Origin of the sequence: Pseudomonas emilianonis (genome assembly GCF_023072625.1) — a bacterium.
Lineage (GTDB): Bacteria > Pseudomonadota > Gammaproteobacteria > Pseudomonadales > Pseudomonadaceae > Aquipseudomonas > Aquipseudomonas paraveronii.
In genome coordinates, this window is the sequence record NZ_JAKNRV010000126.1 from 1 (window position 1) to 13,749 (window position 13,749).

Below are 13,749 nucleotides of genomic sequence, written 5' to 3' on the forward strand. Positions count from 1 at the left end.
GCCGAGCAATACCTGGATGAGATGAGCTCGGAGCCGGGGCGCAACATGATGCGCGACGTGCAATGCAGCCAGACACCGGGGTATTGCGTGAGCATCCTGAGCGGGCAGCTTCAAGCGATTGTCGAGCGCTACCCAAACACCACGCCGCCACCGCCGAGCGTGGACCGCCTGGTCAACCTGCTGGCGGCGCCGACGGTGTTTCGCATTCTGTTCTCCACCGCGCCGCTGGCGGTGGAAGAGCTGCACGCACTGATCGAGTTGGCGCTGCAGGGGTAAAAACTGCACTCAGAACCCAATGTGGGAGCGGGCTTGCTCACGATTGCGCGAGGTCAGTCACTGTATCGCTGACTGATCCACTGCTATCGCGAGCAAGCCCGCTCCCACATTTTTTTCGCATGCAATCCGGCGTTACGTGCGCATCCCGCGCCCGCTTACCAGCAACCGCGTACAACCGATGTACAACACCGCCGTGGCCACGACCATGAAGGTGATCGCCACGCTGATCCGGATATCCGACACACCCAGGATGCCGTAGCGGAAGGCATTGACCATGTGCAGCACCGGGTTGGCCAGCGATACGGTCTGCCAGAACGGCGGCAGCAAGGTGATGGAGTAGAACACCCCGCCCAGGTAGGTCAGTGGCGTCAGCACGAAAGTCGGGATGATCGAGATGTCATCGAAGTTGCGCGCAAACACCGCGTTGATGAAGCCCAGCAACGAGAAAATCGTCGCCGTCAGCACCACCACCACCAGCGTAATACCAAGGTGATGCACTTGCAGCTGGGTGAAGAACAGCGACAACAAGGTCACGATCACGCCGACCATCAAGCCACGCAGCACGCCGCCCAGGGTGTAGCCGATCAGAATGGTGTGCGGCGAGACCGGCGAGACCATCAGTTCTTCAATGGAGCGCTGGAACTTGCTGCCGAAGAAACTCGAGACCACGTTGCCGTAGGAGTTGGTGATCACCGACATCATGATCAGGCCCGGCACGATGTACTCCATGTAGGTGAAACCGCCCATGTCACCGATCTGCCGACCGATCAGGTTACCGAAGATCACGAAGTACAGGACCATGGTGATCGCCGGCGGCAGCAGGGTCTGCGGCCAGATCCGGGTAAAGCGTTTCACTTCGCGGTAGACGATGGTTTGCAGCGCGATGAGGTTGGGTTGCAGTTCAGAACTCATACCGCCACCTTCGCCAGGTTTTTTTCCACCAGGGACACGAACAACTCCTCAAGGCGATTGGTTTTGTTACGCAGGCTCAGCACTTCGATGTCCTGTGTGGCCAACTGGCCGAACAGCGCGGTGATCCCCATGGCTTTATCCACCTGGACTTCCAGGGTGCGGCTGTCCACCAGGCGGCACGGATAGCCGAGCAACTGCGGCGGCGCCGACCGTTCGTTCTTCAGGTCGAGCAGGAAGGTTTCCACATGCAACTGGCCCAGCAGGTTGCGCATGCTGGTGTTCTGGACAATGGTGCCGTGGTCGATGATGCCGATGTTGCGGCACAGCTGCTCAGCCTCTTCCAGGTAGTGGGTGGTGAGGATGATGGTGATGCCTTTCTCATTCAGCTCGGTGAGAAAAGTCCACATCGAGCGACGCAGTTCGATATCCACCCCGGCGGTCGGCTCATCGAGGATCAGCAGGCGCGGTTCGTGAACCAGCGCGCGGGCGATCATCAAGCGTCGCTTCATGCCGCCGGAGAGCGAACGCGAAGGCACGTCGCGCTTGTCCCACAGGCCCAGTTGGGTCAGGTACTGCTCGGCGCGTTCCTTGGCGATTTTCGCCGGGATGCCGTAGTAGCCGGCTTGCGTCACGATGATGTCGAAGGTCTTTTCGAACTGGTTGAAGTTGAATTCCTGGGGCACCACACCGATGCAACGCTTGAGCGCCGCCGGGGATTTGTCCAGGTCATGCCCGAAGATATTCACCGTGCCGCTGGTCTTGTTGACCAGGGTCGAGAGAATGCCGATGGTCGTGGATTTGCCGGCGCCGTTGGGGCCGAGCAAGGCGAAAAAATCACCTTCGGCAACGTCCAGATCGATACCACTCAGGGCCTGGAAACCGTTGCCGTAGGTTTTGGTTAGCTGCCGGATGGACAGAGCGGAACTCATATCGGAATACGCACCAAAGAAGGGAATAGAAACAATAGATGAGGCTACACCGCACGTCGTTCAACGGCGGCGCAAGACAAGCATGGTGCTTGCCCGCGCCGCACAAGTACAGTCACCTGTATTAATAGTCAGTATCAGGTCAACGCGGTCATCACCGTTTTGCGGTAAGCCGGCCGCTGTTGCAGGCGCTGGTACCAGGCCTCTAGGTGGGGCATCGCAGGCCGTTCGATGGGCATTTCAAACCAGGCGTAAATAAAGCTGCCCAAGGGAATATCGCCCATGCCGATCTCGTCGCCCGACAGGTAGGGCTGTTCGGCGAGCGCCTTCTCCACGGTGCCGAGTGCATCGATGCAGGCCTGGCGCCCGGCGTTGATGGTGTCCCAATTACGCTTTTCCACCGGGGTGCGCACCATGCCCCAGAACACCGCCTTGAACGGCTCGGCGAGGGTCGAGGTGGTCCAGTCCATCCATTTTTCGGCGCTGGCCCGCGCCTTTACATCGCTCGGGTACCAGTTCGACGCCTGCTTGGCGCAGAGGTAACGCACGATGGTGTTGGATTCCCACAGCACGAAGTCGCCGTCTTCGATCATCGGCACCCGACCATTGGGGTTCAATGCGCGGTATTGCGGCGTGTCGACCACACCAAAAGCGCCGCCCGCATCGATGGCCTCATAGTCCAGGCCGAGTTCCTCGGCGCACCACAGGACTTTCCTGACGTTCGATGAATTTTTACGCCCCCAGATCTTCAGCATGACCGCGCCTTATTATTGATGAACATGGCTTGATGAACGCAGCAGCATACGCCGGTTCATGGGCGGCTTAAATCGCCCTGCATATCACCCAGCACGCTCGGCATCTGCTCGCCAAACAGGTGCGGGTAACATTTCTCCAGGTGGGCAAAGAAGAAATCTTCGGGCACGTCCGCAAATTGCCCATGGTCCACCACGTACTCCATCGAGCGCTGGCCCTGGCGATTGAACGCGTGGAACACACTGTCGTTGATCCCATCGAACGCCAGCGGCGGCACATCGAACAGTTCGCACAATTGCTGGTTGAACGCCGGCGTGGCTTTGACCCAGCGACCGTTCAGGTACAGCTCGGTATAACCGTGCATGGCGAACACATCGCTTTTGAGCAATGCGATCAGGCGCGGCGTCGACAGGTGATTGCGCACATCCGCCAAACCGATGCGCGCCGCAATGCCGCAGTGCCGCGCACACGCAGCGAGCAAGGTGGCCTTGGGCACGCAGTAGCTCTGGCCGGCAGCCAGGGCGAAGCTGGCGTTCAGGGTGTTGGGGTCGCGGCTGAAGGTGTAGGGGTTGTAGCGCACCGCCTCACGCACGGCGTAATAAAGACTGACTGCCTGGTCACCTGAATCCGCGCTGGAACCGCGATGTTTTTCGGCGAACTCCACCACCGCTGGGTGGTCACTATCGATGAAGCGGCTGGGATTCAGGTAGGTTTCCATGCGTTTGATCTCCGGGGGAAGCCTTAAGTCTAACGACAGGTCTGCCACAGAGATAACGACGATTCGGCCAAATGCCGGCGCCTGGTGATCGGTGATCCCAAGGTGCTCCCAGTGCAACGCGTCACACCCTGATCACCGCGCTTTCTCGGATGCCGACTAAGCTCTTTGGTGGTTTCGCCCCTGGTTTCATGGAGGATTGAATATGTTGTTGTTGTGGATATTGGTTCTGGTGGTCGGCATTGCCTATTTGGCACACCGGCGCACCGCGCCCCTGCCCGCCCTGGGCGTGGTCGCCGTTTACCTGCTGGCGATGGGCGCCTGGAGCCACGCACCGGGTTGGCTGCTGCTGATCTTCTGGGTGTTGATTGCGATCGTGGCCGCGCCCCTGCTGCTGCCCGACCTGCGCCGCCAATACTTCACCAAACCGCTGTTCAGTTGGTTTCAGAAGGTCTTGCCGCCAATGTCCGAGACCGAGCGCGATGCCATCGACGCCGGCACCGTCTGGTGGGACGGCGAGCTGTTCAGCGGCCGCCCCGATTGGGACACGTTGCTGGCCTATCCCAAGGTACGTTTGACCGAAGAAGAACAGGCGTTTATCGACGGTCCTACCGAAGAACTGTGCGCGATGGTCAGCGACTGGGAAATCGGCCAGGCCATGGACCTGCCGCCCGCCGCCTGGGAACACATCAAGACCCACGGTTTCTTCGCGCTGATCATTCCCAAGGAGTATGGCGGCAAGGGCTTCTCCGCCTATGCCCACTCCCAAGTGGCGATGAAACTCGCGACGCGCAGCGGTGACCTGGCGTCCACCGTGATGGTCCCCAACTCCCTCGGCCCCGCCGAGCTGCTGCTGCATTACGGCACCGATGAACAACGCAACCACTACCTGCCGCGCCTGGCCCGTGGCGACGATATTCCGTGCTTCGCCCTGACTGGCCCACTGGCCGGTTCCGACGCCGGCGCCATGCCCGACACCGGGGTGATCTGCAAAGGTGAATGGCAAGGCAAGGAAACCCTCGGCCTGCGCCTGAACTGGGAAAAACGCTACATCACCCTGGGCCCGGTCGCGACCTTGCTCGGCCTGGCGTTCAAGGCACATGACCCGGACCACTTGCTGGGCGAAGAAGAAGACCTGGGCATCAGCCTCGCGCTGATCCCCACCGACACCCCCGGCGTCCACATCGGCCGTCGCCACCTGCCGCTCGGCGCCGCGTTCATGAACGGGCCAAACTCCGGCAAAGACGTGTTCATCCCCCTGGACTACCTGATCGGTGGCCAGGACATGCTCGGCAAGGGCTGGATGATGTTGATGAACTGCCTATCGGTCGGCCGCTCGATTTCCCTGCCGGCGGTCGGCACCGGCGCGGCCAAGTTCACCAGCCTGGTGACCGGCCAATACGCCCAGGTGCGTGAGCAGTTCAACGTCCCGCTGGCGGCCTTCGAAGGTATTCAGGAAGCCCTCGCCCGCATCGGCGGCAACGCCTGGCTGATGGACAGCGCGCGCATGCTCACGGCCAACGCCGTCGACCTCGGCGAAAAGCCGTCGGTGCTGTCGGCGATCCTCAAATACCACCTGACCGAGCGCGGCCGCGAGTGCATCAGCCACGCCATGGATGTCCACGGCGGCAAGGGCATCATCATGGGCCCGAACAACTACCTGGGCCGTAGCTGGCAAGGCGCGCCGATTTTCATCACCGTGGAGGGCGCGAATATCCTCTCGCGCAACCTGATGATCTTTGGCCAGGGTGCGATCCGTTGCCACCCCTTCGTGCTCAAGGAAATGGCCCTGGCCGGTCGCGAAGACCACGACCAGGCGCTCAAGGAATTCGACAGCCTGCTGATGCAGCACATCGGTTTTGCCGTGAGCAACGCCGCCAGCACCCTGGTGCTCAACCTGGGTGTCGGCCGCTTCGAAAAAGCCCCGGGCAACCGCTTGAGCCAGGCTTACTTCCGCGCGTTGAACCGCCAGGCTGCCGCGTTCGCCCTGCTCGCCGACCTGAGCATGATGCTGCTCGGCGGCGAGTTGAAACGCCGCGAACGCCTGTCGGCACGCCTGGGCGATGTGCTGAGCCATATGTACCTGGCATCGGCGGCGCTCAAGCGTTATCACGACCTGGATTCGCCGGATCACCTGGAACCGTTGTTCGCCTGGGCCATGGAAGAAAGCCTGGGAGAATCGGAACGCGCGCTGGATGAACTGCTCAGCAACTTCCCGAACAAGCTGCTCGGCTGCTTGCTGCGAGTCATCGTGTTTCCGTTCGGGCGTCGCCATACCGGGCCGTCCGATGCGCTGGATGCCGAAGTGGCCGCCGTTATGGGCCGTGCCAAAGGCGACCCGACCCTGGAAGAAATGCTCGCAGGCTGCTACCGCCCGCAAGCGCTGGAGGACCCGGTGGGTGCGCTGCAACATGCCTACGACTTGCTCGGCGCCAGCCATCCGCTGCAGAAAAAACTGCACGTTGCCCTCAAAAGCGGCCAGGTCAAACCGGCTGCCGGCGAACATGCGATCGACGCCGCACTGCACGCAGGCGTACTGCAACCGGCCGAAGCGCAAAGCCTGCGTGAGGCCGAAGCGGCAAGGCGCAAGGTGATCGACGTGGATGATTTCAGCAAGGAAGAGCTGACCCAGGCAGCGGGTAAAGTCCGCTGATCCCCCAGGCCATATAATTACGGGCGCTTGAGCTATATACTCTCGCGCCCGTTTTTGCTTTGAGGACTTATCTCGTGTCCAACGTCGTTGCCGATCATCTCGTCTTGCTCGACCACCTGCGCAGCATCCTGGTTGCCGTCGGCGAAGCCGAACAGGTGCCCGAGGAAAGCCACCTGCTGTTCCTGGAACGTTTCGATGAACTGCGCGCCCTGCTGCCGATCGATCCGATCGAGAGCCAGTACCTGGGCCAGGACATGATGAGCCAAGTCATCCTGCGCTACCCGCAAATCGCCCACCTGGTGCCGCGCGACCTGCTGTGGTTCTTCGGCGGCGATTGCCTGCACTTCATGCCCGACGAAGAACTGGACCTGTACCAGGCCCTGGAAGAGCGTCGCTTTGAAGCCGAACAGAACGACGAACCGTTCGACTGGAACCAGGAAAAGCAGCTGCTGGCCATGCCGCAGGACCAGAGCAAGCACTGATCATTCAATGTGGGAGGGGGCTTGCCCCCTCCCACACTACCGCCGACGCAACGTCGGCTCCGTAGCCATGCACGCCACCAGATAATCAATGAACACCCGCACCTTCGGCGGCAGGTAACGCGTCGGCGAATGCAGCAACCACGCCTCGCCATGGTAGGACGCAATAAAATCCCACTCGGGCAACACCTGCACCAAGCGCCCCTCATCCAACGCATGCCGCGCCGTGAAATACGGCAAGCTGCCAATCCCCACATGCTGCAACACCGCATCCAGGCGCACGCCGGTGTGGTTCGCCGCATAACGCCCACGCACGCCCACGGTAACCGCCTTGCCCGCCCGGCGAAACTTCCAGCGTGAGTCTCCCGGGGTTTCGCCCAGGTAGATGCAGCTGTGCGCGAGCAAGTCATGGGGGTGACTCGGAGTGCCATGCTCGGCCAGGTACTGCGGCGTCGCACACACCACGTGTTCGATGGGCAGTAATTGCCGCCCCACCAGGCCCGGCGGCGGGCTGTCGGTAATCCGGATGCTCAGGTCGACATTGTCATCGATCAGGTCCACCTGCCGATCCTCAAGGATCAGTTGCACATCGACCTTGGGATAGCGCCGCAGAAACTCCGGCATATGCGGATGCACCACGAACCGCCCCACCGCCTTGGGCACGCTGACCCGCACCAGGCCCTCGGCCTCGTGGGTGAACTGACCGCTGATTTCCATCACCGAACGCGCCGCGTTGACCATCTCCTGGCAACGCTTGAACACCTCTTCGCCGCCCTCGCTCAAACGCAGCTTGCGCGTGGTGCGTTGCAGCAAGCGCGTGGCCAACGCCTGTTCGAGACGCGAGATGCTGCGGCTCACCGCCGAAGGCGAAACGCTCAGTTGTCGCGCTGCTGCAGAAAAACTGCCGGCTTCCACCACTTTGACGAAGATCGCCATTTCACCCAGCAGCGGCAAAGGAAGATTGATGCTCATCACGCACAGGTCCATTGATAATTGAACGGATTATCACCCATCGGCGCACTATTTATACTGCCCGCAGAACCTTGATGCGGATGTAGACGATGACCGAGCGCCTGTTTTTCACCCACGACCACCTGACCGCCGAGCTTGAAGTGCTGAGCTGCACCGCCCACGAAGAGCAGTTTGCGGTCACGCTGCAGTCGACGATTTTCCACCCCCAGGGCGGCGGCCAGCCATTTGACACCGGCTGGCTGGGCGACAGCCGGGTGCTGCGGGTCACCCAAGAGGCGGAGCGCGTGGTGCATTACCTCGACCAACCCGTAGAACCGGGCCCGGTCAACGCACGAGTCGATGCACAGCGCCGCGCCTTGCACACCCGCCTGCATTCCGCCGGGCATCTGATCGGCAACGCTGGCGAGGCCTTGGGCTGGATGCCGATCAAGGCCCACCACTGGCCTGGCGAAGGCAAGATCACCTTTATCCGCGGCGAAAGCGCACACGCGATGGACGCCGACGCGATTCAACAGCAGATCAACCAATGGATCGCCGCCGACTACCCGCGCCAGATGCGCCTGGAAGACGGCACCCGCGAAGTCGGCTTCGGTGAATTGCCCGCGTATGCCTGTGGTGGCACGCACGTGCAGGCGTTAGGCGAATTGGGCCAGGTGACGATCCTGGCCCTGTCGGAGAAAAAGGGCACGCTGTCGGTGCGTTATAGCCTGGATTAAACCGCGCTCTCCCCGGCGCGCCCTTGACCTAAACGTGACTGAACACCCACCACAAACCCATGTGGACGGTTCTCGCCAACTGGGCAGCTTGACCAAGAAATTTCCTACACCAAGGTCTGCCACTCTCAAGCAAGGTGATGGTAGTGTGTGGAAATATTTCTGACCTAACGATCAGAAACTTCCTACTCACTACCAGCAAAGGAATGCGTCCCGCCATGTACTTTCCACTCAAGCAATTGGCTGCCGCCAGCGTGTTCGCCGCGAGCCTCTCGACCTTCGTCAGCCCCGCTTTCGCCAACATCACCCCACAGCAGAGCACGGCGATTCTCAAGGGCTTCAGCGAAACCTCGGTGACTGACTTCAACAGTTTCCTCGGCACCCTGGCCCAGGGCGAGCTGGGTAAAACCAGCGATGTCGGCCCGGCGATCAGCGCCTTTCTCGGGCACAAAACCCTGAGCGCCGAGCAACAGAACGAAATCAATCGCCTGCTGGGCATTTATGCGCGGGTGAAATATGCCAAGGCCGCCACCGAGACTCTGCGCGAACTGGTGGAAATTCCGACGTTCAACGTCGACGGCTTGCCGCAGTACAAAAACCCGCAATTCCTCAAGATCGCCGACAAGCTCCAGGGCCTGGCGAAAGACTTCAACCTGAACTTCCGCAACATCGACAACCGCGTGTACGAAATCTCCCTGGAAGGCAGCGGCGATGAAGTGGTGGGCATCCACGCGCATGCGGATGTGGTGCCGGTGACGCCGGAAAACTGGGTATTGAAAGACGGCACCCGGCTCGATCCGTTCAAGGTCACGCTGATCGGCGACCGCATGTATGGCCGTGGGACTGAAGACGACAAAAATGGCATCGTGGTGGCGATGTACGCCATGAAGGTGATCAAGGAAGAGAAGCTGCCGCTGGCGCGCACGTTCAAGCTGCTGGTGGACACCACTGAGGAAACTTCCGGCGACGCGATCCCCTATTACTTCGAACGCAACCCGACGCCGCCGTACAACCTGGCGCTGGATGGCGGCTACCCGGTAGTCATTGCCGAAAAAGGCTACGGCACGGTCATGGCCACTTTCCCGCGCCGCAAAGGTGAAGGCAAAGGCGCGGAAATCATCGCCATGACCGGCGGCAAAGCGACCAACCAGATTCCCTCGGCGTCGGTCGCCACGTTGCTCAGCGACAAACCCGCCGAGTTGGCCGCCAGCCTGCAAGAGGCCGGTGCGCAATACGCCCAGCGCAATGGCGCTGACTTCGAGGTGAGCGCCAAGGTGGTCGGCAAAGAGGTGCAGTTGACGGTCACCGGGGTCTCCGCGCACTCGTCCGAACCGGAATCCGGCGTGAACCCGGTCGCGCGCATGCTGGATCTGATCCACAGCGTCGACGGCAAGATCGCCCTCAAGCACAACCACATCACCGACGCGGCGCGTTATGCCGCCGACAACTGGGGCCTGGATTACCTGGGCGGCAAATTGGGCGTGGGCTTCGCCGATGACTTCATGGGGCCGCTGACCACCTCGCTGACGTTCGTCGACCTGGACGACAAAACCTTCAAGCTGGCGGTGAACCTGCGCGTACCCAAGGGTAAATCGCCGGAGAAACTCAAAGCGCAAATTGCCGACAAGCTCAGCGCCTGGGACAAGAAAACCAAGGTCAACGTGAACTTCGCCTACTCGGTCGCCGAACCGATGTACCGCAACCCGGAAGGTGAGTGGGTCAAAGCCTTGTTGGCGGTGTCCACAGAAAACCTGGGCATGAAACACGCGTTCGGCAGTTCGGCCGGCGCTACCTCCGTGCATGAACTGCCCAACGGCGTGCAATTCGGCCTGGCACGCCCGGAAGTGAAGTACACCGGGCACACCGACAATGAGTTCAAGACGGTCGAGCAGTTTCTCCTGGACCTGCAGATCGTCACCGAAATGATGGGCCGAGTCGGTCAGCTACCCAAGCTCTGAGTGCGGCAGGAGCCCGCCGCAATGGCCGGCCCATCACGCTGATCGCCTGGCCCGACACCCACAAAAACGCCGCTCACAACCGAGCGGCTTTTTTACATTGGAAGGCATGGGAAGGCATGCGTAGGAAACATCGGATTCTGCACAGCCTCCGCGTTTATTGGCGATAGAGCCTACTTCTGAACACCTCTCCCCATACCTCGCAGTGTTAGCTTCGACGGGCAATCACCAACCGCCTACGAAGATAGGAGTGTGACAATAATGAACCCATCACTTACCCGCCTGCTCACCGCCACTCTGGTAGTCACCAGCCTTGCAACATTCGCCCTGCCCGCGCATGCCACTATTTCCCCGCCACAGAGCTCGGCCATCCTCGCGAGTTTCAGTGAGACATCGTTCACGGACTTCCGTGAGTTCCTCAGACGGCTACGCGTGAGCAGCCAGCCCATGAGCAGAGAACTCGGCCCGGCAATCAGCGGTTTTCTGGACAACGATGAGCTTTCCATCGAGCAGAAAAACCAGATTTATCGCCTGCTTGGCCTCTATACCCGATTGAAGTACGGCGACGCGGCCATCGAAACCCTGCGCGAACTGGTGGCCATCCCGACCTTCCGGGTCGAAGGCGTTGCCCAGCACGACAATCCCGAATTCATCAAGCTCGGCAACACACTCAAGGGCCTGGCCGAGGCATTCAACCTGGCCTTTCGCAACATCGACAACCGCGTGTATGAGATCACCCTCAACGGCGCTGGCGATGAAGTGGTGGGCATTCACGCGCATGCCGACGTGGTACCTGCCAACCCGCAGAACTGGGTGCTGGAAGACGGCACCCGACTCGACCCGTTCACAGTCACCCAAGTCGGCAACCGCTTGTATGGCCGCGGCACCGAGGATGACAAGAACGGCATCGTGGTGGCGCTCTACGCAATGAAGGTCATCCAGGAGGAGCGACTACCGTTGGCCAGAAACTTCAAGCTGCTGGTCGATACCACCGAGGAAATCGCTGGCGATGCGATCGCCTACTACCGCGAACGCAACCCAACGCCCCACTACAACGTGGCACTGGATGGCGGTTATCCGGTGGTGATTGCCGAGAAAGGCTATGGCACCGTCACGGCAACCTTTGCCCGGCGCGATGCACAGGGCAAGGGCGCCGAAATCATCTCGATGACCGGAGGCCTCGCAGCGAATCAGATTCCGCTGACGTCGGTCGCCATGCTGGTGGCTGAGCACCCCGCTGAATTGGCCGCCAGCTTGCAAAAGGCCGGTAGCGACTATGCCAGGCGCAAGGGTGGCAACTTCGACGTGACTGCCGAGGTCATCGGCAGGGACGTCAAGCTCACCGTTACCGGCGTGTCCGCACACTCCTCCGAACCCGAGTCGGCTGTAAACCCCGTTGCCAGGCTGCTGGGCTTCATCCATAGCCTGGACGGAAAAATCGCGCTCAAGTACAACCACATTACCGACGCTGCGCGTTACGCCGCCGACAACTGGGGGCTGGATTACCTGGGAGGGCAACTGGGCATCGGCTTTTCCGATGAGTTCATGGGGCCGCTGACCACGTCACTGACCTTTATCGGAATGGATGAAAATACCTTCACGCTGACGGTCAATCTGCGTCTACCTAAGGGTAAGTCTGCAGACGCACTCAAAGCCGAAATGGCTGACAAGCTGGCGGCCTGGAGCGAGAAAAGCGGCGTTGCGGTGGCCTTCGACTACTTGGTCACCGAACCGATGCACCGTGACCCTAAGGGCGAATGGCTCAAGGCTATGTTGGACGTAGCCAGTGAAAACCTCGGCATGGAACGCAAGTTCGGCGCCTCTGCTGGCGCAACCTCGGTGCATGACCTGCCCAATGGCGTGCAGTTCGGCCTGGCCAGACTCGAGGGCAAGTACACCGGCCACACCCACCATGAGTTCAAGACGGTCGAGCAGTTCCTCCTCGACCTGCAGATCGTCACCGAAATGATGGGCCGAGTCGGTCAGCTACCGAAGCTCTGAGTGCGGCAGGAGCCCGCCGCAATGGCGGGCTTGTTTCAAGTGCAAACCCAGCCTAGACGCCGACGGCGGCCGCCTGCATCGAACCGGTTTCCTGCAGATTGATGTGCCAGCTCAAGGCCTTGCTCAAGACATGCGGCGTATGCCCACCCTTGGCGCACGCGGCCTTGAAGTAGCTGCTCAACGCCTCACGATAGTCCGGGTGCACGCAGTGGTTGATGATCAACTCGGCCCGTTCTTTGGGCGCCAGGCCACGCAGGTCCGCCAGCCCTTGTTCCGTCACCAGGATATCGACGTCATGCTCGGTGTGGTCGACATGGCTGACCATCGGCACCACGCGGGAAATCGCACCGTCCTTGGCGATCGACTTGGTCACGAAAATCGACAGCAGCGCGTTACGGGCGAAGTCTCCCGAGCCACCGATGCCATTCATGATCTGCGTGCCACAGACGTGAGTGGAATTGACGTTCCCGTACAGGTCGAATTCCAGCGCGGTGTTGATGGCAATCACGCCTAACCGTCGAATCACTTCCGGGTGATTGGAGATTTCCTGGGGTCGCAGCACCAGGCGGTCGGCGTATTTTTCCAGGTTGCCGAACACCCGCTCGCCACAGGGGCCGGACAGGGTAATCGAACAGCCGGAGGCAAACTTCAGCTTGCCCGCGTCGAGCAATTCAAAGGTCGAATCCTGCAACACCTCCGAGTACTGCACTAGGTCGGTGAATGGCGCATCGATCAGCCCGCACATGACGGCGTTGGCAATGGAGCCGACGCCGACTTGCAACGGCGCCAGGCTTCTGCCCAAGCGTTTGTGCTCCACTTCCTGCTCGAAAAAAGCCACCAGATGATCGGCAATCGCCTGGGTCTCATGATCGGGCGGCAGCATGGGAATCGCAGATTCCGGCGTATCGCAGAGCACGATGGCGACGATCTTGGCAGGGTCAATCGCAATGGCCTGGGTGCCGATGCGATCATCCGCGCTCATGACCGGAATCGGCCCCCGGCCAGGGCGCCCGTGGGGCTGATAAATATCGTGCATCCCTTCAAAATAAGGGCTGCTGGCCAGGTTCAGCTCAACGATGACCTGCCGCGCCATCTGGGCGAAACTGGCCGAGTTGCCAACCGAAGACGTCGGCACGATATGGCCCTGTTCGGTGATCGCCACCGCTTCAATCACCGCGACATCCGGAGTCGGCAGGCTGCCGTCACGCAGTTGTTCGACCACTTCGCTCAGGTGCTGGTCGATAAACACTACGCGGCCTTCGTTGATCGCCATGGCGATGGTAATGCGCACGAACTTGAAAGATTCTGCCCTGGGCGGTCACATCTCCAGCTTCGCTTCCCGCGCAACCCTGTATGACATCGGCTTCAACTACTTCTTCCAGGCCCCGACCGAC

General features: G+C 60.8%; 10 protein-coding genes and 3 pseudogenes. 7 read left to right on the forward strand and 6 right to left on the reverse strand.

Annotated elements, in window-relative coordinates:
* Positions 1 to 276, forward strand: a pseudogene (locus L9Z73_RS14600) (TetR family transcriptional regulator); the annotation flags it as partial.
* A gap of 132 nt (positions 277 to 408) precedes the next feature.
* Here L9Z73_RS14600 and L9Z73_RS14605 read toward each other — a convergent pair.
* The 4 genes from L9Z73_RS14605 to L9Z73_RS14620 all read right to left on the reverse strand — a co-directional run bounded on the left by L9Z73_RS14605 (position 409) and on the right by L9Z73_RS14620 (position 3,585).
* Positions 409 to 1,188, reverse strand: coding sequence for an ABC transporter permease (locus L9Z73_RS14605; RefSeq protein ID WP_247402097.1), 780 nt, complete (start codon positions 1,186 to 1,188; stop codon positions 409 to 411).
* Complete coding sequence (locus L9Z73_RS14610) at positions 1,185 to 2,117, reverse strand: ABC transporter ATP-binding protein (protein ID WP_247402100.1); 933 nt, start codon at positions 2,115 to 2,117, stop codon at positions 1,185 to 1,187. Before L9Z73_RS14610 ends, L9Z73_RS14605 begins: the two co-directional genes overlap by 4 nt.
* 134 nt (positions 2,118 to 2,251) lie before the next feature.
* Entirely contained in the window at positions 2,252 to 2,869 is a 618-nt protein-coding gene (locus tag L9Z73_RS14615; RefSeq protein WP_247402102.1) for a glutathione S-transferase family protein, read from the reverse strand.
* Between the two features lie 56 nt (positions 2,870 to 2,925).
* Positions 2,926 to 3,585, reverse strand: coding sequence for a transglutaminase-like domain-containing protein (locus L9Z73_RS14620; RefSeq protein WP_247402105.1), 660 nt, complete (start codon positions 3,583 to 3,585; stop codon positions 2,926 to 2,928).
* A 202-nt stretch (positions 3,586 to 3,787) separates the two neighbouring features.
* On the opposite strand from L9Z73_RS14620, the gene L9Z73_RS14625 reads away from it, so the two are divergent.
* The gene (locus tag L9Z73_RS14625; protein WP_247402108.1) at positions 3,788 to 6,235 is read left to right on the forward strand and encodes an acyl-CoA dehydrogenase; all 2,448 of its coding nucleotides are present in this window, start codon (positions 3,788 to 3,790) and stop codon (positions 6,233 to 6,235) included.
* A gap of 74 nt (positions 6,236 to 6,309) precedes the next feature.
* Positions 6,310 to 6,717, forward strand: coding sequence for a PA2817 family protein (locus tag L9Z73_RS14630; protein ID WP_017846829.1), 408 nt, complete (start codon positions 6,310 to 6,312; stop codon positions 6,715 to 6,717).
* A 36-nt stretch (positions 6,718 to 6,753) separates the two neighbouring features.
* Here the strand turns inward: L9Z73_RS14630 and L9Z73_RS14635 are convergent, their stop codons facing one another.
* Positions 6,754 to 7,686 carry a LysR family transcriptional regulator gene (locus L9Z73_RS14635; protein ID WP_247402110.1) on the reverse strand — a complete coding sequence of 311 codons (933 nt, stop codon included), beginning with the start codon at positions 7,684 to 7,686 and terminating at the stop codon, positions 6,754 to 6,756.
* Between the two features lie 89 nt (positions 7,687 to 7,775).
* Between L9Z73_RS14635 and L9Z73_RS14640 the strand changes: the two genes are divergently transcribed.
* The 3 genes from L9Z73_RS14640 to L9Z73_RS14650 all read left to right on the forward strand — a co-directional run bounded on the left by L9Z73_RS14640 (position 7,776) and on the right by L9Z73_RS14650 (position 12,355).
* A complete protein-coding gene (locus tag L9Z73_RS14640) occupies positions 7,776 to 8,402 on the forward strand; it encodes an alanyl-tRNA editing protein (protein WP_247402112.1) in 627 nt (208 codons plus the stop codon).
* A 215-nt stretch (positions 8,403 to 8,617) separates the two neighbouring features.
* On the forward strand, positions 8,618 to 10,357 hold the full coding sequence (locus L9Z73_RS14645; protein ID WP_247402115.1) for a dipeptidase: 1,740 nt from the start codon (positions 8,618 to 8,620) through the stop codon (positions 10,355 to 10,357).
* Between the two features lie 258 nt (positions 10,358 to 10,615).
* On the forward strand, positions 10,616 to 12,355 hold the full coding sequence (locus tag L9Z73_RS14650) for a dipeptidase (RefSeq protein ID WP_247402118.1): 1,740 nt from the start codon (positions 10,616 to 10,618) through the stop codon (positions 12,353 to 12,355).
* A gap of 52 nt (positions 12,356 to 12,407) precedes the next feature.
* On the opposite strand, the pseudogene L9Z73_RS14655 reads toward L9Z73_RS14650, so the two are convergent.
* Positions 12,408 to 13,637, reverse strand: a pseudogene (locus L9Z73_RS14655) (acetyl-CoA hydrolase/transferase C-terminal domain-containing protein); the annotation flags it as partial.
* Between L9Z73_RS14655 and L9Z73_RS31490 the strand changes: the two are divergent.
* A pseudogene (locus L9Z73_RS31490) lies at positions 13,624 to 13,749 on the forward strand (hypothetical protein); the annotation flags it as partial. The pseudogenes L9Z73_RS14655 and L9Z73_RS31490 sit on opposite strands and share 14 nt — an antisense overlap.

Excerpts from the sequence above, each read along its gene's own strand:
- L9Z73_RS14605 (WP_247402097.1), bottom strand. The coding sequence starts at position 1,188 with ATGAGTTCTGAACTGCAACCCAACCTCATCGCGCTGCAAACCATCGTC.
- L9Z73_RS14610 (WP_247402100.1), bottom strand. The coding sequence starts at position 2,117 with ATGAGTTCCGCTCTGTCCATCCGGCAGCTAACCAAAACCTACGGCAAC.
- L9Z73_RS14615 (WP_247402102.1), bottom strand. The coding sequence starts at position 2,869 with ATGCTGAAGATCTGGGGGCGTAAAAATTCATCGAACGTCAGGAAAGTC.
- L9Z73_RS14620 (WP_247402105.1), bottom strand. The coding sequence starts at position 3,585 with ATGGAAACCTACCTGAATCCCAGCCGCTTCATCGATAGTGACCACCCA.
- L9Z73_RS14625 (WP_247402108.1), top strand. The coding sequence starts at position 3,788 with ATGTTGTTGTTGTGGATATTGGTTCTGGTGGTCGGCATTGCCTATTTG.
- L9Z73_RS14635 (WP_247402110.1), bottom strand. The coding sequence starts at position 7,686 with ATGAGCATCAATCTTCCTTTGCCGCTGCTGGGTGAAATGGCGATCTTC.
- L9Z73_RS14640 (WP_247402112.1), top strand. The coding sequence starts at position 7,776 with ATGACCGAGCGCCTGTTTTTCACCCACGACCACCTGACCGCCGAGCTT.
- L9Z73_RS14645 (WP_247402115.1), top strand. The coding sequence starts at position 8,618 with ATGTACTTTCCACTCAAGCAATTGGCTGCCGCCAGCGTGTTCGCCGCG.
- L9Z73_RS14650 (WP_247402118.1), top strand. The coding sequence starts at position 10,616 with ATGAACCCATCACTTACCCGCCTGCTCACCGCCACTCTGGTAGTCACC.